The organism is Paenibacillus sp. NPDC057934 (genome assembly GCF_042887565.1).
GTDB lineage: Bacteria > Bacillota > Bacilli > Paenibacillales > Paenibacillaceae > Paenibacillus_AQ.
This window is the reverse complement of record NZ_JBHVPB010000006.1, coordinates 141,719-165,981: the sequence shown is the minus strand read 5'-3', so window position 1 is coordinate 165,981 and position 24,263 is coordinate 141,719. Positions and strand designations below refer to the sequence as shown.

Genomic DNA, 24,263 nt, shown 5'->3' with positions numbered 1-24,263 from the left:
TGCTCCTTTTTTACTTTTACTTCTTTGGTTCCTTACTTTTATCAATAAGTTCAATATCTCCTTCAGTAATATTTTTCAAAAAGCCCTCACTCAATTCAAGAATGTTGTCTTTCAAATTAATCTCAAAAGTTCTTTCATCCCCATCCTCCAATTCATTCCTCAATGTAGTTAATAACCCTGTGCGAAATACAGTCTCCCCAAAGTTATTTTGAATAACCATTTCCTGTAATGGAACAGGGGAGCGTTGGCTCAATTTATTCATGATTTCTTTGTAGAACATATCACTCGCACCATTTGAATTTATTTCATCAAAGTGTCTTTCAATAATTTCTGTTATAGGTGGCGCTGAAGTAAAATCCTGTATTTCTGGTTTATTCTCCAAATAATCAAAACCTCTTCTGCATAATTCTTCGCCGCTTAAAAAATAGGGTTTACGAGGTGAGGAGAAATTCCTTTGAACCAGGCCTGCTAAACGTTCTACAGACGCCAAATGCAAAAACTCTTCTACCTGTTCAGGAGTCAAGTATTGGCCAAAAGAACGAGCGTTGGCCTGTATATCTTGTTGGACAAATTCATGTAACTCCTGACTTAACCGCATAATTTCAGCTAACATTCTTCTTACCTCTGTAGTTTGCGTATAGTGATAGGAATTTCGATTGATCTTGTTTAATTTATCTTCTATCTTTTCTATTGTTTCATGAAAATCCTTTCCTTTTACTAGTAGATTTCTCGCTTCTACTGGCGATTTTTGTTCTACGCAACTTTGAAATTCAACTTTAATTCTTCTTAATGTGCCGAATGCCATCTGTAAGCTCTGCGCTGAAGTTTCCTCATCAACACCTACTATTTCATCTAATTCGCTAACCGCCAGTGAAAGAGCGATTTCCTGCCTAAAAGAATTCATTTCACCAACAAATACATTAAACAAAAACATCATCATGTAACGCATTCTTTCTGGAAACTGATATCTTATTCCGTTGCTAACAATCCATCCATATTTTACAATTGTCTTTATAACATAAGTCCTAGTTTCTACATTCAAGTAACTTAAAACGTGATCCATCTCTTCCCTCGAGAATATTCCTTCTGTTTCTCTAGCCAATGTTCGTACGGCTGCCAAGCATAATGTGATTTTCTCCTTATCGCGTGTCATAAAAAGGCGGAATAACTCATGATATTTCTCAATTTCTTTCGCTTTCATAATATCACTATGCGCTAACTCATAATCTTGCTTAAGACTTGAGGTGTTTTCCGATTCGCTCACACGCATCACTCCTTAGTTAAATACATCTGGATAGTACTTTATGCTCAATCAACGAAGTATGATAATTTAACCAGTCTGACGTAATTGAGGATTTGCATTAATTCCACATTCGACATATTACTGGGAATTCCCTCTAATTTTGCACAAGAAACCTCTAGGACTATTTAAGTATAAGTATCTTCAGTTATTCATATTTGCAAGACTAGATCCTTATTGAACTAATTCAAATATAAGCAAGAGCCCACTAAAAAAAGCGACACTTGTTTGGTCGTTTAATCTAATAATTAGAGTAGTCTAGTGGAATTTGTCTCCCACATGGGATGTCCTAATTTTGATTGAATAATTGACGAAACCGATTCTACGAGGATTTTTAGCGGTAGATTCAGACGCAGTGCTCTTTCGCCAAGCAAATTCAAGGAAGTCTATTCAGCCACTTCGTCTGCGCGAACCGAACCCAGGGTTCGCCCTTTGGGCAATCCATACAAACAAGAACGCCATCACGATATGTGATGACGTTTTTTCGTATGAAGCCTAGTAGATCACCCCTGACCGCATCGCTGCCAGCGATGCGCTCTACTAGCTGAGCTATGGCCCCACCAAAGCAGTGTCCGCTTAAAGCCTTTACTTCATTATATTATAATTTGCGCAAGCTTTTTGATTAACCACCGAACGCTTTCTCCAAAACGGAGATAGTTAGCTTTCCACTTCGAAAATAGAGTCAATGATGATCGGTAAATTATCTCTAAGAGAAACTGCACCAAAAACGTATCGGGCATGGGCCCCCTTCTCATCGAATACTTCAAGAAAAAGATCTGAACATCCATTCAACACCTTATGATGTTCTTCAAATTCACCCGTTGCGTTGACAAAGCCTTAGATTTTCACCACCCGTTTAACCTTATCGAGCGAACCGATACAATCTTTGACGACCGCTAAAATCTCCAGTCCCGTCTCGCGTGCATACCTATATCCTTGTTCTGTCGTGTACTCCTGACCTAACTTTCCTTTAACTTTGCTTGAAGGTCCTTTACCAGATACAAACAAAAGCCCATTAACCAAGACACAATTGGCGTATTTAGCAGCAGGTTCACTCGCTGAAGGCAACCACGATCCCTGCCTGCCTCAATCGATTCTCCACAGTCATTTCGTACGACCATAGAAAAATGAATACCCATCTGACACCCCAAGCTTATCCGTCTCCGTCCCATCCACCAGCTTGACCGCTTTCAGCAGCGATACAATTTGTGAATGCATGAGCTTCGCATCAAATTTGTCTATCTCTCTGTTCTCACTATCTGTCAGCAGGTAATCCGGCATAGGAATGAACCCAAGCACTGGGATACCCGCCTCAAAAAGAGGCTGGCTCTCCCCGAACTCAAACTTGTTATGTCCGCGTAAAATTACAGTACGTGCATCGTCCCTCTGCTCAACGGCTTTCTGCCAGATCGCCGCCATCATCTCATTGCCCGCATAGGTATATTCTGTACTTATACGTCCCGTTGGGCCATAATGCCCCGTGTCGTCGTCCTTCCATTCCATGCTGCCTAGATGCTCGACCGTAATTCCGGCTACAGCTTTCATATGGCCATTCCCGCCATCCCATAGCTCACGGTGCCCCTCCATCCAGGTAGACGTCGCCTGAGAAGTCCCTTTGAACTCCGGCAACCGGAAATGTCCGGTCACAAAAGCAAAGATCATCGTCCGTTCCGGCTGCTCCTGCTGCAAGTAACGAATCATGGACAGCATGCCTACGGCGCCATTCTCCTCCACAACATTGATCCCATCCGTATGGGTATTGATGATGATCGCTTCATCTTTATTTTTCCCGTCAATTTTTACATAAAAGGATTCGGTCGGTGCGTTTTTTTGTTCGTCTGCTTCTAAAATCACTGTGGCTTCTTTGTGCTTCTGGGCAGCCTTAATCACCTTTTGCCCCTCTGTTTCATTGACCCAAACCGCAGGGATCCCAGCATAGTCGTCCGTAAAAGGCACATATTGCTTTTCAGCTTTTTCGTCCGATACCCCTTTCCAGACTAAAACAACAGCTTTAACACCCATTTCCTTCGCTTGCTCCAACTTGGCTCCTTTTAAGGCCGTAGTGAGCACAAGATCACCTTCGCTTGGAGCGATCCCGTTCTGCTGTGGCGATGAGTCCCGCATGTTCATGACGATCCCAATCGGGAAATCTTTAAAATTTTCAATCTCCACTACAGCAATTTTTCCGCTGGCCTGTTCATAATCACCACGCTTCGTATACACCAGTTCCCCAGTTACACCCTGTTCGCCCGTTTCCCCGGAATAAGGAAAAGCTGATGAGACTTGAATGGGCTGCTGATCAATAATCAAGGAGCTATTCTTTTCTTCCCATCGGTCAAAAGTATATTGATCACGGTATACGGTCAGCCCCATTTCTGTTACTTGCTGCTCCAGCCATGCAATAAACTTATTGTGACCTTCAGAGCCCGTTGTACGGCTTCCAAAGGAATTCATCACTTCAATATCCTGTAGCATCACAGCTGCCGAATCCAATCTATGTTCATCAATGGTGGCCGTGACATCCGCTGGTAATGACACAGGTTTAGTAATCGGCTTCGCATAGATGCCCAGAGCCCACAGCGCACTAACGATAAGAGCAGCAACGCTGAATAATACTTTTCGAACCATCATAAATGCAGTGACTTTTCTTCTTACCGATTGTCCAAAAAGTCCTCTCCATACACCCGCCACGATCAGCAGCAGGATAGATATCGCCAGGAGCCAAAACCCATTGGTCAGCAAAAATAACCCCTCTGTTACGATGGCGCTGATCAACACCACTTGCAGCTTCTCACGCTTCTTTAGAAGTAAATATGAGATGCCTAATTTAATCAGTAAAATGATTATCGTCGCTACCGAGATTACTGTTTCTTGGCCGATGAATACGGTAGCACAAAATGCCAGGATCAACAGCAGTATAGCTGACAATCGTCTGTATAAGTTCTTTAACATGGTGTCCTCCCATTTTAACTATATAGAACGCATAGAAGTGTAATTAACGGCATTTTCGTACCTTAAATCCTCTGCAGCTAGGGGTTAGTGGAAATTAAGTGCAATATTGTACCTTAAATCTTCCAGAAATACCTCTCTAGCGTGTTTTCTCGAAAATTAAGATACAAAAATGCCGCTATATCCCCAATTTACATATTTTATAGAAAAATAAGGTGCAAAAATGCCGTTAGTTGGGGAAGTGCCCCTTGTTAATTTCTTTTGTTCGTCTCAACTAACTACAACTTTGACATTACATTTGTAATGCCTTATGGTTTTAGCATATTGAAAAGAGCCATGAAAAACAATAAATCGAAGGCCAGAACGTACAAATGGAGGGGAATTGTCATCGCAAATCATGAATTATACAGTCCTAACACCTCTAAACATCATTCCAATAAAGAAACCAACCGTTTGACCAGGGAAGCCATCTGTACAGCATTAGTTTTCTTGATTCAGGAGCAGCCCTTTAGCAAAATCAGCATTACTGATATTGTGAAACGTGCCGGGGTCTCCCGAACAGCCTATTACAACAACTATTCCTCTAAGCAGGAAATCCTGGTGGATTTGGTCGATTCGCTTATATTCGAGATTAATCAGAAGCTCTTGCCTTACACCAATGAATTAACAGGTAAAGCCAAAGAACCTGAGAAGTTTATTAGCGTGCTTTTTGAAGTTATTTTTCAACAGCGCGATATCTACAGAGCCCTCCAAAGCGCCAAGTTTGATTATGTGATTTTAGATTGTTTGAACGAAATGATGCTGTCTAACGCGCATGACACAACAGACGAAAATAAGTACGGAATATACTTTAAAGCCGGTGCGCTATATAATGCTATCTCCAAATGGATTGGGTCCGACTTCGCAATATCCACCAGCGAGATGACCCGAATTAGTCTCCACATTTACCATACTCCGATGTCTCAGGAATAAAATGTGCTGCCCAATAATTGAATTTATTTTCACTGGTGAAAAGCCAAATAGCCCGCCACAAGTTAATATGGCGGACTATTTTTCCAGTTATTCTAACGCCTCAGTCGCTCCTACAGACTCTCCAACTCACCCGTTGTCTTAGACAGCAGGCCCTTCAGTTCCTTCATAAACATGTTGATATCCTTGAACTGACGGTACACCGAGGCGAAGCGGACGTAAGCTACTTCATCCACCGGATAGAGTTGTTCCATTACTAGCTCGCCGATTTGACGGCTCTCGATCTCCGCTAGGGCGATACCACGCAAAGCCTTCTCAACCTCCGACACGATGACCTCCAGGCGCTCTACAGGCACAGGACGCTTCTCACAGGCACGGATCAATCCACGGAGGATTTTATCACGGCTGAATTCCTCGCGGCTGCCATCCTTCTTAATTACGATAAGCGGAGTCTCTTCGATCATCTCGAACGTTGTAAAACGCTTGCTACAGCGCTCACACTCTCGCCTACGGCGGATGGACTTATTCTCGTTGGCCGGACGTGAATCAAGCACCTTGGTATTTGTATGATCGCAGTAAGGGCATTTCATAAGCTTAATCACTTCCTTTTGCAAAATGGTGTGCGTCCCGATTTCAGTACGCACCTGACTGCGATCGAACACAATCTCTTTTTTCCATAAATCACCGTTTGTTTGTTGTAATGAATCTGCCAAGTCCGGCACATAATACAGTTACCAACCGATAGGAGGTGAACAGCAATGGGCCAAAACAACAACTCCAACAACCTGGTAGTTCCTAATTCCCGCGCAGCTTTGGAACAATTGAAATACGAAGTTGCTCAAGAATTGGGTATCACGCTTTCTGCAGACGGATACAATGGCAATAAAACTTCTTACGAAAACGGTTCGATCGGTGGTTACATCACTAAACGTCTTGTAACTCTGGCTGAACAACAACTGGCAGGTCAAGTTCACTAATCTGCCTATAGCTTGACTAAAGAAGTATTAAACGGCTCACGGGCTGTTTAATACTTCTTTTCATATACACAGCTAAAATCCCTTGTAGATATCCGTGTACTGATTATAGTAGTAAATCACCCGCTGGACATAATGACGTGTCTCCCCGAACGGGATATCCTTCACATTATCCTCCGTACCGTCCCAGGTTCCCTGCTTCAGCCAGTTCTGGACATTGCCCGGACCAGCATTATAAGCAGCAATAACTGCCGTACGATTACCGTCAAACTGACGAGAGAGCGAGGACAGATACCAGGCCCCCAGCTCAATGTTCACAGATGGCTCATGTTTTAGCCGCTCCAGCGAGACATCAGGAAGCTTGGCCTTTTCCATGGCCCATTTGGCCGTATCCGGCATCAGCTGCATGAGACCAATCGCCCCTTTTTTCGACTCTTTTCCAGTCTTGAAGTTTGTCTCCACCCGGATAATCGCCGCCACAAGGAATGGATCAATCTCATAGGTCGTGCTGTGCTTACGGATCTCTTCTTTATAATGAATCGGATAAAACCACGACATCCAGTTCGTACCAAGGAACAGAATACCTGTAAAGCCGATGAACAGGAGAAGCAGGACTCTTTTTTTGCGCAGCCAGCTCATGACAACCCCAGCCTGTCCCACAAAGCAAGAACCTGGGCCTCAGTATGCTCAAGATCCCTGCTGTTGTCAATGACGTAGCTTGCTCTGCCTGTCTTCTCCTGAAGATCCATCTGCGATTGCAGACGGCTCTCTGCCTGCTCTTGGGTCAGATTGTTCCGTTCCATTAGCCGGGTCAATTGAATCTCACGGGGAACATATACTACAATAATGTCCTGAAAAAGACCCTCCAGCCCTGACTCAAACAGCAGCGGAATATCTACCACAATCAGCGTCTCCGGCGCTTCCTGCTCCATACGGTACATCCGGTCCTTGATCTCCTGGCGAATCGCCGGGTGGGTCAGACCATTCAGCTTCTGGCGAGCCTCCGGCTCATGAAAGACAATGTTCCCAAGCTTCGCCCTGTCGAGCGTTCCATCCGGGTACAGAATATCCTCTCCGAAATGTTCAACGACAGCAGCCAGCACCGGGTGTCCGGGTAGCATCACTTCCCTGGCGATGGCATCGGCATCCACCAGTTTGGCTCCCTTGTTCACGAACAGTGCTGACACTGTGCTTTTTCCGGATGCAATGCCTCCGGTTAAGCCCATGATCATGTACTCACCTCATAACAGCTTCATTATTCCCATAACAATCAACATTAAAGCAGGCAGGACAGCGGCATGCTTCATCCAGGAGCTGCCGGCGAACTTGAATCCTGTCTTCATCCCCATAATTAGAAAGCTTCCGCTAAACAACGCAATCGTGACCGCAGTCCAGCCCGGGTTGAACCCAAGCAGTGCGGCACCCAGTCCTGCACCGAATGCATCCAGTGACAAAGCAATTCCGAGTATCATGGCCTCCAGCGGTGAAATGCTTCCCGAAGCATCCATATCCGCAGAGGAAGGCGTGCGCAGGATCTGTACGACGATGCCGAGCCGCCGCAGTTCCAGTGAGTATACAGCCGGTTTCACTGGCTGAGCGGGCTCATCATCATAATCTTCCGAGTCAACAGCTACTTCCCCATATTTCTCTTCGGACGAGAGGTCAGAGATACTGACTGTGGAAATCTGTGCAGTTTCCTGTTGCTGCTCGGCACTAAGAGCCTCTTTCTCCTTCTGAATCCGCGATTGAATCAGTGACCAACAGCCCATCAGGATAAGGATGACTGCGCCTACGCTCGCAGCGATACTGGGTGATACCACCTTCGCCAGCAAGACGCCAACCTGCATGGAGACATAGATGACGATGCCAGAGCATAACGAGATAATTAGGATCGAGAGCAGCGGTATTTTCATTTTTCGCAAACCATATGTAATGCCTACACCAAATCCATCCAGACTCAGGGCCAACGCCAATAACAGCAATGATAAAAATGGGCTGAGCACCCGCCATCCCTCCCGTGAAGAACCGTCCTGCCTAACTTAATAAGCAAGACGTTCGCTTGATTAGAGCCTTCTTCACACAGTATATGGGCGGGACACATTGAGGGTGTCAACCATCTGCAGCTTGGGATGAAGTTCAAAGTACCTAGAGGAACTCAGGTAAGATCCGGCAAGCCGGTGTATAGAATTGATTACCGAACCAGCACTGTACTGACACGCTGACAGCTTGGACAATAATGCGTCCCACGGCCGCCGACCACACTCTTCTCAATCATTGTTCCACAAACAGCACACGGCTGGTCCTTGCGGCCATAGATCAGCAATTGCTGCTGATAGGTACCACTCTCCCCTTGGCCGTTCACATATGATTTGACGGAGGAGCCACCAGCATTAACGGCTTCCGTAAGCGTGGATACAATCGCATGATGCAGCTTGTCGAGCTGTTCCCGGCTCAGCGCTTTAGGGCTGTCCTCCGGGTGAATACCCGCACGATGCAGCGATTCATCTACATAGATATTCCCAATGCCGACCACATATTCCTGATTCAGCAGCAGGGATTTGATTTTGGTGCTTTTGCCAGACACAATCTCCCTGAACCGTTCCGGGGTAAAAGAAGGCTCTAGCGGCTCATCGCCCAGTTTGTTCAGCGGCGGCAGACTGAGGTCCTCCCCCGGTTGGAACAGGTGCATCGTACCGAATTGGCGCACATCCGTATAGCGCAGCTCGGTACCATCTGTAAAATGAAAAATTACATGGGTATGCTTGTCCAGCGGCTCATCACTGCCATGCAGTCCGTAACGGCCTTCCATCCGCAGATGGGAGACCAGGACAAGACCGTCCAGCAAGATCCGCAAAAATTTGCCTCTACGCTCTACTCTTTCAATAGTATGACCCGCCAGCATGTGGGCAAAGGCCATGGTATCATCCGGGCGCTGAATAATCCGCGCCAAGCGGACGGTGACGTTCTCTATCTGCTTTCCTTTGACTAATTCGTTAAGTGTTCTCTTCACTGTTTCGACTTCCGGTAATTCCGGCATAGTTCTCACCTCTACTCCATTATACCGGATTTCGGAGGCACACGGGGGTTCTATTTCGCCTCATACCAGTTGCTTCCATAACTTACCTCTGCCTTGAGCGGAACCGAAAGTTTCAGTGCACCTTCCATGACCTCGGGGAGTAGCACCTTCATGAGCTCCAGTTCCTCCGCTGGCACCTCGAACACAAGCTCATCGTGTACCTGAAGCAACATGCGGCTCTTCAATCCGCGTTCGAATAGCGCTTTGTCCATGTGGACCATCGCCAGTTTGATAATATCTGCGGCTGTACCCTGAATCGGTGTATTCATCGCTGTACGCTCTGCAAAGGAACGCAGATTGAAATTGCTGGCATTAATCTCCGGCAGGTAGCGACGGCGTTCCAGCAGTGTGGTGACATATCCGTTCTTCTTCGCCTCCACCACAATCTCATCCATATAACGGCGAACGCCCTGGAATACTTCAAAATATTGCTCGATGAACCGGGCAGCTTCCTTCCGCGGAATATTGAGGTTCTGCGAAAGGCCATAGTCGCTGATACCATACACGATACCGAAGTTTACTGCCTTGGCAGAGCGGCGCATGTTGCTGTCCACTTGCTCGGCGGTCACGCCAAAGACATCCATCGCGGTTTTTGTATGAATATCCATATCATGCAGAAAAGCGTCCTTCAGCCGCTCATCGTCAGAGATATGCGCCAGAACCCGCAGCTCGATCTGAGAATAGTCCGCGGCCAGAATGGACCAGCCCGGCTCTGAAGGTACAAACACTTTGCGGAGCTTACGCCCCTCCTCCAAGCGAATCGGGATATTTTGCAAGTTCGGGAATTGGCTACTGAGGCGTCCGGTTGCCGCAATGGTCTGACGGTAAAATGTATGGACTTTGCCCGTATCTGGTGAGATTTCCTTGAGCAGCCCTTCCACATAAGTGGATTGAAGCTTGGCGATCGTCCGGTATTGCAGGATCAACCGCACAACATCATGATAAGGGGCCAGCTTCTCCAGCACCTCGGCATCCGTAGAGTATCCGGTCTTCGTCTTCTTGACGACAGGAAGCCCCAGCTTCACGAACAGAATCTCACCAAGCTGCTTCGGTGAATTCAGATTGAATTCCGTGCCACAAATCTCATAGATCTCTGCGACAAGCTTGGCGATCTGAGCTTCGAATTCCTTGCCGAGCTCCTTCAGATCCTCCTTGTTCACGGCAATCCCTTGCTTCTCCATGTCGGCCAGTATCCGCGAAAGCGGCATCTCTAAATCGTCGAATAAGCCGTTCATAGCTGTCTCGTCCAGTTCCTTCTCCTGCTTCTGGACAATGCCCAGCACTGCCGCACTCTTCCTCGCCACATGGTGGCCCAGAACGTCAAGCTCTGGCACCTTGTATTTGGCACCTTTACCGAATACACTTTCGTCCGTAGCCAGGCGTGGCAGGCCGTATTTAGCCGCAAGGTCGCTCAGATCCTGGTTGGCTTCTGTCGGATCCAGCAGATAAGCTGCCAGCTGCACATCCTTCGCCGCCCCGGCAAAAGGAATCCCTTGCCAGTGCAGGGCCAGATCGGCGCGGTGCAAGTCGTAGCCGCTCTTCGGGGTATGCTCGTCCCCCAGCCAATCCCTTAGCTTCGCTGCATTTGGACTTTGCAGCAGGGAAAACGGCACATAATAATGCCGATCCAGCGACGACAGTCCGATGCCGATCACTTCAGCACGGTGCGGATTGTCCCCGTTCGACTCCACATGCAATGCGGAGATACCCGGCAGTGCCGTAATCAGGTCGCCCAGTTCATCCTCGCCTACGATGGTAATCTCAAGCTCAGCCTCCTGAGCCTCCACAGCATCCTCTCCCTCAGAAGCAGGGACGCTACCACTCAGGGACAAGCGTTCCAGCAGTGACTTGAATTCAAGCTTCGCCAGCGCCGGGCCTGCAGTCTCGCGGTTCAGCCCTGTGAAGGCCATATCCTCCCAGCCATGTTCCAGCGGAACTTCGCGGTAAATCGTCGCCAGTTTCTTACTCATAATAGCGTCATCCGCATGAGCTTCCAGCTTCTCCTTCATCTTGCCTTTAAGCTCCCCAGTGCCTGCGATAACACCTTCCACAGAGCCGAACTGATGCAACAGCTTCAGTGCAGTCTTCTCCCCAACGCCTGGTACGCCGGGAATGTTGTCACTGGCATCGCCCATCAGCCCTTTAAGATCTATAATCTGTTCCGGGGTCAGATCATATTTCTCACGAATCTGTTCCGGCCCGTACAGTTCAATTTCGGTAACGCCTTTGCGTATCAAGGCAACGGTTGTATGCTCCGAAGCCAACTGCAGCATATCCTTATCTCCAGAGACGATCATGACCTCACGACCGTCTTCGTCCGCCTGGCGGGAGATACTGCCGATAATATCATCGGCTTCATAGCTCTCAATCTCGAACTGAGGCACGCCGAGATTGCGTAACAGGTCTTTGAGCAGCGGGAACTGCTCGGACAATTCCGGCGGTGTTTTTTGCCGCCCGCCCTTGTATTCTTGATATCCCTCATGACGGAAAGTTATCTTGCCGGCATCGAAAGCCACGATCATATGTGTCGGCTTATGTTCCTCTATGAGACGCAGCAGCATCGTTGTGAACCCATATACAGCGTTCGTCTGCTGTCCAGCCGTATTCGTTAGAGGAGGCATCGCAAAAAAAGCTCGATAAATAACGTTGTTGCCATCTATAAGAATCAATTTATCCATTGTTGCACCCACCCTTTTATGTTGCATACTTTCACCATTTTAACATATGGCCGTACGAAGACGAAACGATTTCGCCTATCCCCTGAAAGAACTCCTGTAAATAGAATAAACGCCGGCGGGGGCCGGCGTTCATAAAGGTGCATCTATTCTGTATTCCCGAATTAACGATTATTGATTCAGATCAGGGCGCTTGCCTGTAACCAGATATACTACACTTTCACCAATGTTGGTGGCATGATCGGCAATCCGTTCGATATAACGACCCACCAGCGTTAGTAGCATAACCTGATTCAGTGCATCCGGCTTTTCTGTCAAGAACGTGTACAGCTCAGTGATCATCGCACTATAGAGATGGTCCACTTGATCGTCATCTTGGGCCATTTTGTAGGCCAGATCCGTGTTCTCATCCAGATAAGCAACGATCGATTCCTTGATCATTACGTTGACAATCTCAGCCATACGTGGGATGTCCACTAGCGGCTTGATTAATTGCTGTCCCTGAATGCGCATTGTAACCTTAGCGACATCAATCGCCAGATCACCCATCCGCTCCAGATCGCTCGATATTTTGAAAGCAACGATAATACGACGCAGGTCCTTGGCAACTGGCTGCTGAGTAATGATCAGTTTCGATCCGATCTCCATGATCCGGTCTTCCATGGCATTAAGGCGCAAATCGGCCTTCACGATTTCTTGAGCGCGCGTAGTATCGAGGTGTTGCAGCGCGGAAACCGCACCTTCGAGCGCATTCGTTACATGCTCACTCATCTGCTGTAGCAGACTACGCAGCTCTTCCAAGTCCTTGTCAAACTCTTTTCTTTGAATCATATCCAGAGCGATCCTCCTCAGGTGGTATGTCAGTTGTCACTTCGATCCCGCTTTATTAAAAAGCTTAACCGAAGCGTCCCGAAATATAGTCTTCCGTGCGTGAGTCCTTGGGGTTCGAGAACAGCAGCTCTGTATCTGCCGCCTCTACAATCACACCGTTCAGGAAGAATACTGTTCGTCCTGAGACGCGTGCCGCCTGATGCATGTTATGTGTAACCATAACAATCGTATACTTGTCCCGCAGCTCCTGCACCAACTCTTCAATCTTAAGCGTGGATACAGGATCAAGTGCTGAGGTAGCTTCATCCATGAGCAGGATGTCAGGCTGCACAGCGAGTGCTCTAGCGATACAGAGCCGTTGCTGTTGTCCCCCGGACAGACTGAGCGCGGATTTCTTCAGGAAGTCTTTAACTTCCTCCCAAAGAGCGGATTGACGCAGACTTTGTTCTACGATGCCATCCAGTTCGCTCTTGGAGCGGATTCCGTGCAGACGAGGACCGTAGGCTACATTGTCATAAATGGACTTTGGAAAAGGATTGGGCTGTTGGAATACCATGCCGACCTGCTTGCGCAAGCTTTCCACTTCAACATCGTCACTGTAAATATCTTTGCCGCTGATCTTAACTTTACCTTCAATACGTGTTCCGGGAATCATATCATTCATTCGGTTTAGGGTGCGCAAAAGCGTAGACTTACCACAGCCGGAAGGCCCGATAAAAGCCGTAACCTGTTTCTCCGGAATTTGCAGCTCCACATTCTTTAGCGCATGAAAAGACTCATAATAGAGATCTAATTTCTCTATGTCAATGATGGATTTCATTAGTTTTGCGTCTCCTTCTCATCATCTTCGTACCTCATGATACCCGGGCAGTGTAAATAGAGTTGTGGAGAATTGTTAACGCATTGTAAAATAAGACGCAAAAAAGAACCCCCGTCAATTATATGACAGGAGCCCTCTTCTTATTCACAACGAGTTTGTAGCCAACTCCGCGAATTGAATCAATATGAACCGACTCGGGATCAAGCTCCAGCTTTTTACGCAAGGAGCTGACATGCACGTCAACCGTCCGCTGTCCACCAATGTAATCGAAGCCCCACACTGCATTCATCAGATCGTCACGTGTAAGCACAACCCCCGGCTTGCGGGCCAAGTACAGCAGCACTTCAAATTCCTTCGGACGCAGGTTAATGCTGTGTCCGCCAAGCGAAACCTCGTATCGCTCGGGATAAATCTCAAGTTGTCCCAAAATAATGGTAGATGCAGACGCCGTCGTTTCCGCCGGTGCCTCTTCTGCCAGACCAGAAATCCGGCGCAGCACTGCGCTGACCCGGGCCAGCAGCTCTGAGACGCCAAAAGGTTTTGTTATATAGTCATCAGCTCCGGATTTCAGTCCACGGACAACATCTTCTTCTGCATTTTTGGCGGTCAGCACAATAACCGGTGTACGGATACCTTGACCACGCAATTTATCAAGAATGTCAATACCGTTCATTCCAGGCAGCATTAAATCCAGTACGATGAGGTCAAAGGGCTCCCGGGTCGCACGATCATATCCTGCGGTTCCATGATCCTCTACCGTGACCTCATAGCCTTCCTGTGTCAGGTTGTAGGACAACAGGCGCGCCAGCGTCGGTTCGTCTTCAATGACAAGCAATCGTTGTGCCATAAGTTCCCCCGTATTCATATGTTTTAAATTTTACAAAACAGCAACAATGCCATCATATCACCGAAATGTTAACTTGGTGTAAAAAAGATAGAAACGCTCAGTGATTAATTATACCAATGCTACTCTTCATTTTCCTGAAGCAGCGGAAGTTCAACAGTAAATGTGCTCCCAATGCCAAGATCACTCTCCACACTAATATTGCCGCGGTGCAAATCCACAAGGTGTTTCACAATGGACAATCCAAGACCCGTACCGCCGGAACTTCTGGATCTGGCTTTATCCACCCGGTAGAAGCGTTCGAAGATACGCGGCAGATCCTTCCGTGGAATGCCCATCCCGGTATCACTAACCGCGAAGATGACTTTCTCGGTACCGTCGCCCTCCATCCGGTTAACCACGGTTACCTTCACATTGCCCCCGTCCTGGGTGTAGTTGATGGAATTGGACAACAGGTTCATGAAGATCTGACGAAGCTTATCTTCATCGCCCTCCATGAACAGCTCCGGCGGCACTGTGGCGCTGAGGCTGATATTTTTCTTCTCTGCCACCTTACTCATCGTCTCCAGTACGGAATCGAAGAAATCAATGACATGAACTGGTGAGCACTCCAGTTGTACGCGCTTGGACTCGATTTTGGATAATTCCAAAATGTCACCGATCAGGCGATTCAGCCGTTCATTCTCATCATAGATGATTTGGAGGAATGAACGTGCAGTCTTCTCGTCTGAAACACCCCCGCCCAGCAAGGTCTCCGCAAAGCCCTTAACTGCGGCTACCGGTGTCTTCAGCTCATGAGAGACGTTCGCCACGAACTCGCTGCGCATTTTTTCTAAACGCCGGATATCCGTAACCTCTTGCAACAGGAACAACATGCCCCTATACGAACCGTCCTGCATCATGGGTACACCGTCCAGCCGCACAATGCGCTCTGTCGGATTATAAATACTGCGTTCCTCATGGATTGGTTCCCTGCGAGAGACGCCCTCATCCACTAGCCTGGTCAACTCGTAATGACGCTTCAGCTCCTGATACGACTGCCCGGCCATCTCATTGTTGCTGACATCGAGCATACGCTCGGCAGCCCGATTCAAAAGCGCAATCTCGCCCTCCTCATTAATCATCAGGATGCCCCCGGTCATATTGTCGAGCACACTTTGCAGCAGATCCTCGTTGTCGCGGATCGTCTTGAGTTGGTTCTGCAGACTGTCCGCCATGGCATTAATCGCTTTGGCCAACTGCCCAATCTCATCCTTGCGCTTCATGGGCACTCGGGCGTCATAGTCCTGATCCGTGATGCGCCTTGCCACCCTCGTAATCTGCTCAATCGGCGAGGTCATGCCAGACGCCACCCTGTAACTGACAAAGGTAGCCGCCATAAACAGGAGAACCAGACCTCCCGCCATAATCATCCAGGCACGGTTCAGCCCTTCGGTTACAGCATCCAGGGACATAGACAAACGAATATAACCGTGAAAACCTTGGTCGGAATCAACAGCTCCGGCGACATACATCATTGTTTTGTTCAAAGTATCACTATAGCGAATGGCACGGCCTATGCCTTCCTTGGCAGCAAGTAACTCTTCCTCTCGGTTGGAGTGGTTGTCCATCTGCAGCGGATCTTTCTCCGAATCTCCGATCACCTTGCCTTCCTTGGTAATGAAGGTGATTCTGGACTTCGTCAATCCTGCGATATGTCTGGCTTGCTCCGTGTAGTAAGTCATAGCATCCGGGCTGTTCATTTCCCTGAACTGGAACGTACCCGACAGTAATTTTATTTCCCGGGACATGTTCTCTTCGAGCGCTGAAATATGTGATTCCTTGAAGAGATGCGCCATCGTAAATCCGGCACCGATCATCGAAATCCCGATAAGTGTCATCAGTATGATTGTAAGCCGAATACGAAATGGTTTCATGAATAAGTTTCCTCTTTCTTTACATATGTCCTCTAAAAATAATCCTAACCGCATTTTTGTTAAAATGCCAGTTCGATTCTGTTCATTATACAGGCCAAGTTTTAACGCAATGTAAAATGCCAAAATAAAGAAGGGCCTCCGCCGCAGAAAATCTGCAGCGATGCCCTTCTTTATTTACATCCTATTAAGAGGCACTCAATCTTGCGTACGAGTCGCAATAAACCACTGGTTCCCATGGGGGTCTCTAATGCCGGCACCCCGTTCACCATATGGCTTATCCACCGGTTCGTCGATAATGATCCCACCTGACTCCAGGCATTTTAGATAGGTTTTGTCCACGTCACTAACATATAAATGAATGGTTTGCTGCACCGGCAGATATTTCTTATTGGCTTCGGACAACTCGATCATCGAGTCCCCGATTCGAAGTTCGGCATGCTTGATCCGCCCGTCGTCGCTGCGCAGCATATCAATGATCCGGGCCTCAAAACAATGCACTACAAAATCCACCAAGCTGTCAGCATTAGATACAATAAAATAAGGAGTAACTGTCTGAAGCCCGTTCCTTACATAGTGTGGCGACATCTGTTTCTTCCTCCCCCGCAATTGAATAAGAAAGCCCGCTGAGTCCGTCGTTATGCGTGGGGTTTCCACATATAACAAGGCTATCAAACGGGCTATATAGAAACTTACTGGAATACTGGTTCCTTGAATTGCGCCAGCTTAGCTGCCGAATCCTTCTCTACATCAGCATGCAGACTGTTCCCGTGAGCGTCCATCGTCACGATAGCTGCGAAGCCATCCACCTGCAGATGCCACATGGCTTCCGGAATGCCGAACTCCATGAAATCCACAGCGTTGACTTTCTTGATGCATTCCGCATAATACTGCGCAGCTCCGCCAATAGCATTGAGGTATACGCCTCCGTGCTCCTGCAGTGCCTTCAACGTTTTAGATCCCATGCCCCCCTTGCCGATAACGGCGCGGATACCAAATTTCTTCAGAATATCACCTTGATATGGCTCCTCGCGGATACTGGTGGTCGGCCCCGCGGCTTTCACATGCCAGCCTTCCTCATCCCTCAGCATAACCGGACCACAGTGATAAATCACTGCGCCATCGAGATCTACCGGCGCCTCGTGATCCATCAGGTATTTATGCAATGCATCACGTCCAGTGTGCATCTCGCCGGACAAAATGACTACATCACCGACCCGCAGGCTGCGAACGTCCTCTTCGCTGATTGGCGTCGTAAGGCGCACTTCACGTGAGCCGCCTGCCTCGGAAGACTCCGATAGAACCGCTACAGGAACCTCAGCCTCGGTGCCATCTTCTACAGAGATTCCAGTTCCACTCTCATAAAGCCATTCTGTAATCTCGCCCGTAGCCGGATCGACCAGCACCCCTTGGCGACGGAAAGCCCAGCAGTTATAGGCAACGGAGACAAAGAAGCTCGCCGGAAGACGGTTCATCACACCCACCTTGCAGCCCAGCAGCGTCACTTCGCCACCAAAACCCATCGTCCCAATGCCCAGCTTGTTGGCATTCTCTAAGATATAGTCTTCCAGCTTCTGCAAATCTTCCGACGGATTGACATCATCGACCTTACGGAACAGCTGTTTCTTAGCCAATTCATAGCCCGTTGTGCGGTCACCGCCAATGCCAACACCGATGAATCCGGCACTGCATCCCTGTCCCTGCGCCTGATACACTGCATGCAGGATACATTTGCGGATGCCGTCCAGATCACGTCCTGCTTTGCCCAGTCCTTCTAGTTCGGCAGGAAGACTGTACTGAATATTTTTATTTTCGCAGCCGCCACCTTTAAGAATGAGCTTGACATCTACGCCTTCTTCTTCCCATTGTTCAAAATGAATCACGGGTGTTCCGGCCCCAAGATTATCTCCGCTGTTCTCCCCTGTGAGCGAGTCTACAGAGTTCGGGCGCAGCTTGCCATTCTTGGTCGCTCTCTGCACAGCACTGAAGATATCCTTCTTCATCTCGATCTGGTTGATACCCACTGGTGTGTGGATGATAAAGGTAGGCATGCCTGTGTCCTGACAGATCGGCGAAGCCTGCTGCTCTGCCATCCCGATATTTTGCGCAATCGTGGCGAGTGCCAGCCCCGACCGGGTCGCCCGGTCTTCAAGTGCACGTCCCTTGGCAACCGCCCGCCGGACATCCCCCGGCAGATTCGTGGAGGTCTCTACAATCAGGTTATAAATGCTGTCTTCAAATTGCTGCATGCTTCATCAGGCTCCTCTCAGTCCAAGGTTGTCTCAGGTCTATTTATAATTAATATAATATCATATTGAGCCTCGTATGAAAGGGGTTACTTTAAATTTGACAGGTTGACCATCTACACTTTATGCCTCCCGCTACACACCAAAAAAAGCGCCTCTCCAAATCCTGTTTAAGGATCGGGTAGACGCTCCTGTTATATCCTCCAAGCATGCTTAGCCGTTGACAACCTCGCCACCATTGACATGAATAACCTGTCCGGTCACATACGTCGAGTCGTCGGAGGCCAAATAAACATAGGCCGGTGCCAGCTCTTCTGGCTGTCCCGGACGTTTCATCGGCTGAGTGGCCCCGAATTCACTAACCTTCTGCGCATCAAAGGTAGATGGGATCAGCGGAGTCCAGATTGGCCCAGGCGCGACCCCATTGACCCGAATACCCTTATCGGCCAGATTAGCAGACAGCGAACGGGTAAAGCTGAGAATCGCCCCTTTGGTGGACGAATAGTCCAGCAGCTGCGGGCTTCCGCGATAAGCCGTAATGGAGGTCGTGTTGATGATCGTCGAGCCTTCTTTTAAATGCGGCATGGCTGCCTTGGTCAAATAGAACATGGAAAAAATATTCGTACGGAACGTCCGCTCCAGTTGCTCAGAGGTGATGTCCTCGATTTTATCCTGCGGGTGCTGCTCTGCGGCATTGTTGATGAGGATATCCAGTTTGCCGAGACCCTCCACAGATTTATTGATTAAATCCTGGCAAAAGGCCTCCACGCCGATATCCCCGGAGATCAGGATGCATTTACGCCCCTCCTGCTCCACCTGACGTTTGGTCTCCTCTGCATCCGAATGTTCGTTAAGATAGGAAATGACCACATCGGCCCCTTCTTTGGCAAAAAGAACCGCCACAGCCCGACCGATTCCACTGTCTCCTCCGGTAATTAACGCTGCCTTGCCCAGCAGCTTGCCTGCCGCCTTATAACCCTTCGGCTCATACTGGGGACGTGGATTCATTTGACTCTCGATACCGGGCTGGCTTTGTTGCTCCTGTGGGGGTAAAGTCTTCTTGCTCTGATTGCTATCTGACATCTTCCCTGTCTCCTTTCGCAGTGCAATTGGATGTAAGCTGATCGTCTTAGGATGGCTCAAGGGTCCATGTTTATGCGTTGACCTGCCTTTACGTTATGTTACTTACCACGCATCGGAGTGAATCAAACCTAGCGGTTTAACAAGACAAGATCACAGTATGTATAATTTCTCACGCCAAAAAGACCGCCACTCGTCAGCCATGCTCACAAGTAACAGTCCTTTTATACGCTTTCATTCTGTTCCGCGCAGAACTAGATAATTTGGTTGTATACCATGAAGAACATCATCAATAGCAGAACCACCATTAACAGTGCACTCATCGTACGGATTTTCCCAGTCTCGCTCGAGACATCACGGTTCTCACGCATACCTGCAGCGGCCAGACGCAGTGGCTTACTCATAATGCCACCCAGGGCAAACATCGCCAGCAACAGCACAACCACGATAATCATCCACGGTACAGAGTACTCGCCTTTGGTCATCATGTAACCACCAGTCAGCAGTTGAATAACCAACCCATACTGGGCAAAACGGTTAAATCCACCAATCGCGCTAAGCGTACCTTCTTTGGCAGCCGGTGATAGCTTCTCCGCACGGCCCAGAATAAAAGGCAGAACCAGATAAAATCCCAACGCCAGAGTCCCGATCATATGTAAGAAAAACAAAACCTTTCCGTCCATAATGTACCTCCTCCTATATTCATTGTGATAAAAGTTATATCTCTATCAATTATACCCAATATCAATAGGCAAGAAAAGGATATCGGGCCGAAATTAGAAGGTTGTTCGGGAAAAAGGAAATGGATTATCAGAGGGTTGCTGGTTGGGTTAGTGCTTTGCTAAGAGGTACGAGTTTTTGCCCGACTGTTGGTCCTTTGGCGGTGGGGTGATTTAAAATTTGGGCTTACGTATGGGGAGCGACAACAGTGCGACTGTGGTCTCCTGTATCTCTGGCTGATTTCAATCCACGCTCCCGCATGGGGAGCGACGACTCTTTCTTGAACACATTCTCACTGATCACAGGATTTCAATCCACACTCCCACATGGGGAGCGACGCCTCCAGCGGAAGTAACAGGTCTTGCGGTTACGAATTTCAATCCACGCTCCCGCATGGGGAGCGACTATGTCTTACGATGCTTCCTAAACTCCACCAGCACATTTCAATCCACGCTCCCGCACGGGGAGCGACGGCCGATTTTTGCGGAAATCTTTGACGGCATACTATTTCAATCCACGCTCCCGCACGGGGAGCGACGCATTCTCCATGCCTGCAGCTTGAATCGAGGTTTTGATTTCAATCCACGCTCCCGCATGGGGAGCGACTGGGAATATGTGTCGACAGCAACTTTCGAGGATGATTTCAATCCACGCTCCCGCATGGGGAGCGACGGGGATGGTGTTTAACTTCCAACTGCTTTAGTATATTTCAATCCACGCTCCCGCATGGGGAGCGACGCAGCTCTAAACTTCCTGGACAGGTTAGAGCAAAATTTCAATCCACGCTCCCGCATGGGGAGCGACGACATATCGTTGAAGTTCCTTCGGCTGTATTTGGAATTTCAATCCACGCTCCCGCATGGGGAGCGACGTCATCGCATGTTTTGGAGTTGCTGGCTGCTCTAATTTCAATCCACGCTCCCGCATGGGGAGCGACTGGTGCTGACAGCGAAGCAGAAACTTTTTGTACGAATTTCAATCCACGCTCCCGCATGGGGAGCGACTGCAGGTTGGGCAATCCTCGGCAATCTCTTCACCGTATTTCAATCCACGCTCCCGCATGGGGAGCGACTGAGTAATTGCTCGTCTGGATTCCACTTCTCTCATTTCAATCCACGCTCCCGCATGGGGAGCGACACGATAATATTGAGATTAAATACATAACAATTCAAATTTCAATCCACGCTCCCGCATGGGGAGCGACGTGATCCGGTTGTTGTCGGTTCTACATCCTCCCAGTTCATTTCAATCCACGCTCCCGCATGGGGAGCGACGACCACCTTCGCTGCCCTGCTTCACGTTTTGATTATTTCAATCCACGCTCCCGCATGGGGAGCGACTACAATCATTGGTACACCTTCCGCTGTTACAATATTTCAATCCACGCTCCCGCATGGGGAGCGACAAGAAGAAGCGGCGGAGTACCAAGGGCAAGAAAAATTTCAATCCACGCTCCCGCATGGGGAGCGACCTTAATGATGATCAAATTAGGGAATTACTAAGCAATTTCAATCCACGCTCCCGCATGGGGAGCGACTGTGAAAAAAAATATGATTACCACACATATCCAAATTTCAATCCACGCTCCCGCATGGGGAGCGACGCAACTACAGTCGCTGTAGAAGTGCTTACACCTATTTCAATCCACGCTCCCGCATGGGGAGCGACGTGGTTCTCTTTTAATTCAAACTCAAAAGTGAGTTTTTATTTCAATCCACGCTCCCGCATGGGGAGCGACTGTATCAACCAATGAAATCATTTCCATCCCATAACGAATTTCAATCCACGCTCCCGCATGGGGAGCGACAAAAAAGTCAACACGTTCTTTGACGCAATCAAAATTTCAATCCACGCTCCCGCATGGGGAGCGACCAGGAAGAGCGGCGTATGGAGGACAGCGGGAAAACGATTTCAATCCACGCTCCCGCATGGGGAGCGACGGTGTGGCCGACTGTTAGCGCCGTGTTGCGGACGTAGATTTCAATCCACGCTCCCGCATGGGGAGCGACGGCCAAGCAACGTTGGCGCATCGTTAATAATCATCATTTCAATCCACGCTCCCGCATGGGGAGCGACTAGGCCGTGAAGTCATCATAACTCCTGAGTTTTTATTTCAATCCACGCTCCCGCATGGGGAGCGACGTCTTCTTTCCTTTCGATGCTACCTTTAAAATTGTTATTTCAATCCACGCTCCCGCATGGGGAGCGACATAATAATGGTAGCTACTAAAAAAGGTATCTACCAATTTCAATCCACGCTCCCGCATGGGGAGCGACGCTGTCTGATACTCCATCCATAGCACCACCAACTCTATTTCAATCCACGCTCCCGCATGGGGAGCGACTATTTTTTGTTCAAATCCGTTTTGTGGAGACTGTATTTCAATCCACGCTCCCGCATGGGGAGCGACGCTGGCTGCGCTGGATTGCCGACACGGCCAAAGTGGAATTTCAATCCACGCTCCCGCATGGGGAGCGACCTTAGTACAAATCACTTTTTGTATCTAACGAGCGATTTCAATCCACGCTCCCGCATGGGGAGCGACAGCGATTTTCGCCCATAAAAAGGTAAATTCCCTTCTAATGGTCGAAAACTCACTCTCTAACCCTACTCAAAAGGTTAAAAAACTCTTTACGCTAATCAAAATATCCATTTAATGTAATATTTCTGGTGCGGAGGACCCGGGGTTTTCATGTGAGCTATATATTCGCACCGCCACTTACAACGCAACAAAACCCATATTTTCATATTCAAATTGAATGACAAAGTCGCCCGCAGCACTAGAGTTACTCTTTACAAGATTCTCCATCCTTTCTCAAAATCCTTGTTTTTCTGCGTACAAAAAAGCACCCGAAAGCCATCAATGACTTCCGAGTGCTCTTCACTTCAACATTTACCGCAACTTAGACTGTAATGATGTTCGTTACGTCACGTACGGATTCTGCCGATTTATCCAATGCGGCCTTCTCTTCAGAAGTCAGCTCCAGTTCAAAAATCTTCTCAATCCCGCCAGCTCCAAGCCGTGTAGGAACGCCCATGAACAGGTTGTCATAGCCGTATTCACCTTCCAGCAGGGCAATGACCGGAATGATCCGCTTCTTGTCCTTGAGGATCGCTTCTGTCATCTGCACCAGCGAAGCCGCTGGCGCGTAGTAGGCGCTGCCGTTACCTAGCAGATTGACGATCTCACCACCGCCCACACGGGTGCGGTGAACGATCGCTTCGATACGCTCCGCAGGAATAAGCGTGTCAATGGGGATGCCTCCGACGCTAGAATAACGCACCAGTGGCACCATATCATCGCCATGGCCGCCAAGTACAAAGCCACGTACATCCTCAACAGAGACGTCAAGCTCCTCGGCAATAAAAGTACAATAGCGTGCGGTATCCAGCACACCGGATTGTCCGATGACGCGATTTTTCGGGAATCCCAGGGTCTTATAAGCCACATAAGTCATGGCATCCACAGGATTGCTCAGAATAATTACGATGGATTCCGGGGCTACCCGCTTCACATTTTCACATACCGATTTCACAATCCCGGCGTTGGTATTGACCAGATCATCACGGCTCATTCCCGGCTTACGGGCAATCCCCGCGGTTATGATTACAATGTCAGAATCCGCGGCATCTTCATAGTTCGACGTACCGGTAATCTGACTATCGAACCTTTGCACAGGACTGGCTTCCATCATATCAAGTGCTTTGCCTTTAGTCGGATTCTCAAGCTGGGGAATATCAAGCAGCACCACATTACCAAGCTCCTTCTGAGCCAGCATAAGTGCTGTGGTAGCACCGGTGAACCCGGCACCCACGATTGTAATTTTATACCGTTTGATAGTCACCATTTATCCTCCTAGATCGG

General features: G+C 48.5%; 20 protein-coding genes and 1 CRISPR repeat array. Of the genes, 2 read left to right on the top strand and 18 right to left on the bottom strand.

The features are described 5' to 3' along the window. Positions 1 to 16 precede the first annotated feature (16 nt). The 3 genes from ACFVRY_RS15600 to ACFVRY_RS15590 form a co-directional block, all read right to left on the bottom strand. On the bottom strand, positions 17 to 1,264 hold the full coding sequence (locus tag ACFVRY_RS15600) for a hypothetical protein (RefSeq protein WP_387501130.1): 1,248 nt from the start codon (positions 1,262 to 1,264) through the stop codon (positions 17 to 19). Positions 1,265 to 2,137: 873 nt separating this feature from the next. Continuing rightward, on the bottom strand, positions 2,138 to 2,368 hold the full coding sequence (locus ACFVRY_RS15595; RefSeq protein ID WP_387501129.1) for a RidA family protein: 231 nt from the start codon (positions 2,366 to 2,368) through the stop codon (positions 2,138 to 2,140). A 36-nt stretch (positions 2,369 to 2,404) separates the two neighbouring features. Then, positions 2,405 to 4,252, bottom strand: coding sequence for a hypothetical protein (locus ACFVRY_RS15590; protein ID WP_387501128.1), 1,848 nt, complete (start codon positions 4,250 to 4,252; stop codon positions 2,405 to 2,407). A gap of 333 nt (positions 4,253 to 4,585) precedes the next feature. On the opposite strand from ACFVRY_RS15590, the gene ACFVRY_RS15585 reads away from it, so the two are divergent. Continuing rightward, entirely contained in the window at positions 4,586 to 5,221 is a 636-nt protein-coding gene (locus ACFVRY_RS15585; RefSeq protein WP_387501127.1) for a TetR/AcrR family transcriptional regulator, read from the top strand. A gap of 110 nt (positions 5,222 to 5,331) precedes the next feature. Here ACFVRY_RS15585 and nrdR read toward each other — a convergent pair whose 3' ends face one another. Further along, positions 5,332 to 5,808, bottom strand: coding sequence for a transcriptional regulator NrdR (gene nrdR / locus ACFVRY_RS15580; protein ID WP_387501398.1), 477 nt, complete (start codon positions 5,806 to 5,808; stop codon positions 5,332 to 5,334). Between the two features lie 168 nt (positions 5,809 to 5,976). Between nrdR and ACFVRY_RS15575 the strand changes: the two genes are divergently transcribed. Next, on the top strand, positions 5,977 to 6,195 hold the full coding sequence (locus ACFVRY_RS15575; RefSeq protein ID WP_066374239.1) for an alpha/beta-type small acid-soluble spore protein: 219 nt from the start codon (positions 5,977 to 5,979) through the stop codon (positions 6,193 to 6,195). A gap of 72 nt (positions 6,196 to 6,267) precedes the next feature. Here the strand turns inward: ACFVRY_RS15575 and ACFVRY_RS15570 are convergent, their stop codons facing one another. From ACFVRY_RS15570 to mdh, 14 genes are all read right to left on the bottom strand, one after another. Further along, positions 6,268 to 6,831, bottom strand: coding sequence for a lytic transglycosylase domain-containing protein (locus ACFVRY_RS15570; protein WP_387501397.1), 564 nt, complete (start codon positions 6,829 to 6,831; stop codon positions 6,268 to 6,270). Continuing rightward, the gene (coaE, locus tag ACFVRY_RS15565) at positions 6,828 to 7,424 is read right to left on the bottom strand and encodes a dephospho-CoA kinase (RefSeq protein ID WP_387501126.1); all 597 of its coding nucleotides are present in this window, start codon (positions 7,422 to 7,424) and stop codon (positions 6,828 to 6,830) included. The genes ACFVRY_RS15570 and coaE overlap by 4 nt, the downstream gene beginning before the upstream one ends. A gap of 9 nt (positions 7,425 to 7,433) precedes the next feature. Continuing rightward, positions 7,434 to 8,195: a manganese efflux pump gene (locus ACFVRY_RS15560; protein ID WP_387501125.1), complete on the bottom strand. Its 762-nt coding sequence runs from the start codon at positions 8,193 to 8,195 to the stop codon at positions 7,434 to 7,436. A gap of 188 nt (positions 8,196 to 8,383) precedes the next feature. Next, positions 8,384 to 9,229, bottom strand: coding sequence for a DNA-formamidopyrimidine glycosylase (mutM, locus tag ACFVRY_RS15555; RefSeq protein ID WP_387501124.1), 846 nt, complete (start codon positions 9,227 to 9,229; stop codon positions 8,384 to 8,386). A gap of 50 nt (positions 9,230 to 9,279) precedes the next feature. After that, a complete protein-coding gene (gene polA, locus ACFVRY_RS15550; protein ID WP_387501123.1) occupies positions 9,280 to 11,946 on the bottom strand; it encodes a DNA polymerase I in 2,667 nt (888 codons plus the stop codon). 168 nt (positions 11,947 to 12,114) lie between these two features. Beyond that, complete coding sequence (phoU, locus tag ACFVRY_RS15545; protein WP_387501122.1) at positions 12,115 to 12,774, bottom strand: phosphate signaling complex protein PhoU; 660 nt, start codon at positions 12,772 to 12,774, stop codon at positions 12,115 to 12,117. A 64-nt stretch (positions 12,775 to 12,838) separates the two neighbouring features. Then, positions 12,839 to 13,594: a phosphate ABC transporter ATP-binding protein PstB gene (gene pstB, locus ACFVRY_RS15540; protein ID WP_387501121.1), complete on the bottom strand. Its 756-nt coding sequence runs from the start codon at positions 13,592 to 13,594 to the stop codon at positions 12,839 to 12,841. Between the two features lie 118 nt (positions 13,595 to 13,712). Further along, a complete protein-coding gene (locus ACFVRY_RS15535; protein WP_066374221.1) occupies positions 13,713 to 14,441 on the bottom strand; it encodes a response regulator transcription factor in 729 nt (242 codons plus the stop codon). A gap of 119 nt (positions 14,442 to 14,560) precedes the next feature. Then, positions 14,561 to 16,354, bottom strand: coding sequence for a two-component system histidine kinase PnpS (gene pnpS / locus ACFVRY_RS15530; RefSeq protein WP_387501120.1), 1,794 nt, complete (start codon positions 16,352 to 16,354; stop codon positions 14,561 to 14,563). Positions 16,355 to 16,549: 195 nt separating this feature from the next. Continuing rightward, on the bottom strand, positions 16,550 to 16,939 hold the full coding sequence (locus ACFVRY_RS15525) for a VOC family protein (protein WP_387501119.1): 390 nt from the start codon (positions 16,937 to 16,939) through the stop codon (positions 16,550 to 16,552). Between the two features lie 104 nt (positions 16,940 to 17,043). After that, positions 17,044 to 18,600 (bottom strand): fumarate hydratase, encoded by a 1,557-nt coding sequence (locus ACFVRY_RS15520; protein ID WP_387501118.1) that lies wholly within the window; start codon positions 18,598 to 18,600, stop codon positions 17,044 to 17,046. 210 nt (positions 18,601 to 18,810) lie between these two features. Continuing rightward, positions 18,811 to 19,680, bottom strand: a complete 870-nt coding sequence (locus ACFVRY_RS15515) for an SDR family oxidoreductase (protein ID WP_387501117.1) — start codon at positions 19,678 to 19,680, stop codon at positions 18,811 to 18,813. Between the two features lie 251 nt (positions 19,681 to 19,931). After that, a complete protein-coding gene (locus ACFVRY_RS15510) occupies positions 19,932 to 20,360 on the bottom strand; it encodes a hypothetical protein (protein WP_387501116.1) in 429 nt (142 codons plus the stop codon). A gap of 276 nt (positions 20,361 to 20,636) precedes the next feature. Continuing rightward, a CRISPR array of direct repeats spans positions 20,637 to 22,943; the repeat unit is 32 nt; unit sequence ATTTCAATCCACGCTCCCGCATGGGGAGCGAC. A gap of 358 nt (positions 22,944 to 23,301) precedes the next feature. Beyond that, positions 23,302 to 24,243 (bottom strand): malate dehydrogenase, encoded by a 942-nt coding sequence (gene mdh, locus ACFVRY_RS15505; protein ID WP_387501396.1) that lies wholly within the window; start codon positions 24,241 to 24,243, stop codon positions 23,302 to 23,304. Positions 24,244 to 24,263 lie beyond the last annotated feature (20 nt).

Excerpts from the sequence above, each read along its gene's own strand:
- ACFVRY_RS15570 (WP_387501397.1), bottom strand. The coding sequence starts at position 6,831 with ATGAGCTGGCTGCGCAAAAAAAGAGTCCTGCTTCTCCTGTTCATCGGC.
- mutM (WP_387501124.1), bottom strand. The coding sequence starts at position 9,229 with ATGCCGGAATTACCGGAAGTCGAAACAGTGAAGAGAACACTTAACGAA.
- polA (WP_387501123.1), bottom strand. The coding sequence starts at position 11,946 with ATGGATAAATTGATTCTTATAGATGGCAACAACGTTATTTATCGAGCT.
- coaE (WP_387501126.1), bottom strand. The coding sequence starts at position 7,424 with ATGATCATGGGCTTAACCGGAGGCATTGCATCCGGAAAAAGCACAGTG.
- nrdR (WP_387501398.1), bottom strand. The coding sequence starts at position 5,808 with ATGAAATGCCCTTACTGCGATCATACAAATACCAAGGTGCTTGATTCA.
- pstB (WP_387501121.1), bottom strand. The coding sequence starts at position 13,594 with ATGAAATCCATCATTGACATAGAGAAATTAGATCTCTATTATGAGTCT.
- ACFVRY_RS15510 (WP_387501116.1), bottom strand. The coding sequence starts at position 20,360 with ATGGACGGAAAGGTTTTGTTTTTCTTACATATGATCGGGACTCTGGCG.
- phoU (WP_387501122.1), bottom strand. The coding sequence starts at position 12,774 with ATGATTCAAAGAAAAGAGTTTGACAAGGACTTGGAAGAGCTGCGTAGT.
- ACFVRY_RS15575 (WP_066374239.1), top strand. The coding sequence starts at position 5,977 with ATGGGCCAAAACAACAACTCCAACAACCTGGTAGTTCCTAATTCCCGC.
- pnpS (WP_387501120.1), bottom strand. The coding sequence starts at position 16,354 with ATGAAACCATTTCGTATTCGGCTTACAATCATACTGATGACACTTATC.
- ACFVRY_RS15515 (WP_387501117.1), bottom strand. The coding sequence starts at position 19,680 with ATGTCAGATAGCAATCAGAGCAAGAAGACTTTACCCCCACAGGAGCAA.
- ACFVRY_RS15585 (WP_387501127.1), top strand. The coding sequence starts at position 4,586 with ATGAAAAACAATAAATCGAAGGCCAGAACGTACAAATGGAGGGGAATT.
- ACFVRY_RS15590 (WP_387501128.1), bottom strand. The coding sequence starts at position 4,252 with ATGTTAAAGAACTTATACAGACGATTGTCAGCTATACTGCTGTTGATC.
- ACFVRY_RS15535 (WP_066374221.1), bottom strand. The coding sequence starts at position 14,441 with ATGGCACAACGATTGCTTGTCATTGAAGACGAACCGACGCTGGCGCGC.
- ACFVRY_RS15520 (WP_387501118.1), bottom strand. The coding sequence starts at position 18,600 with ATGCAGCAATTTGAAGACAGCATTTATAACCTGATTGTAGAGACCTCC.
- ACFVRY_RS15525 (WP_387501119.1), bottom strand. The coding sequence starts at position 16,939 with ATGTCGCCACACTATGTAAGGAACGGGCTTCAGACAGTTACTCCTTAT.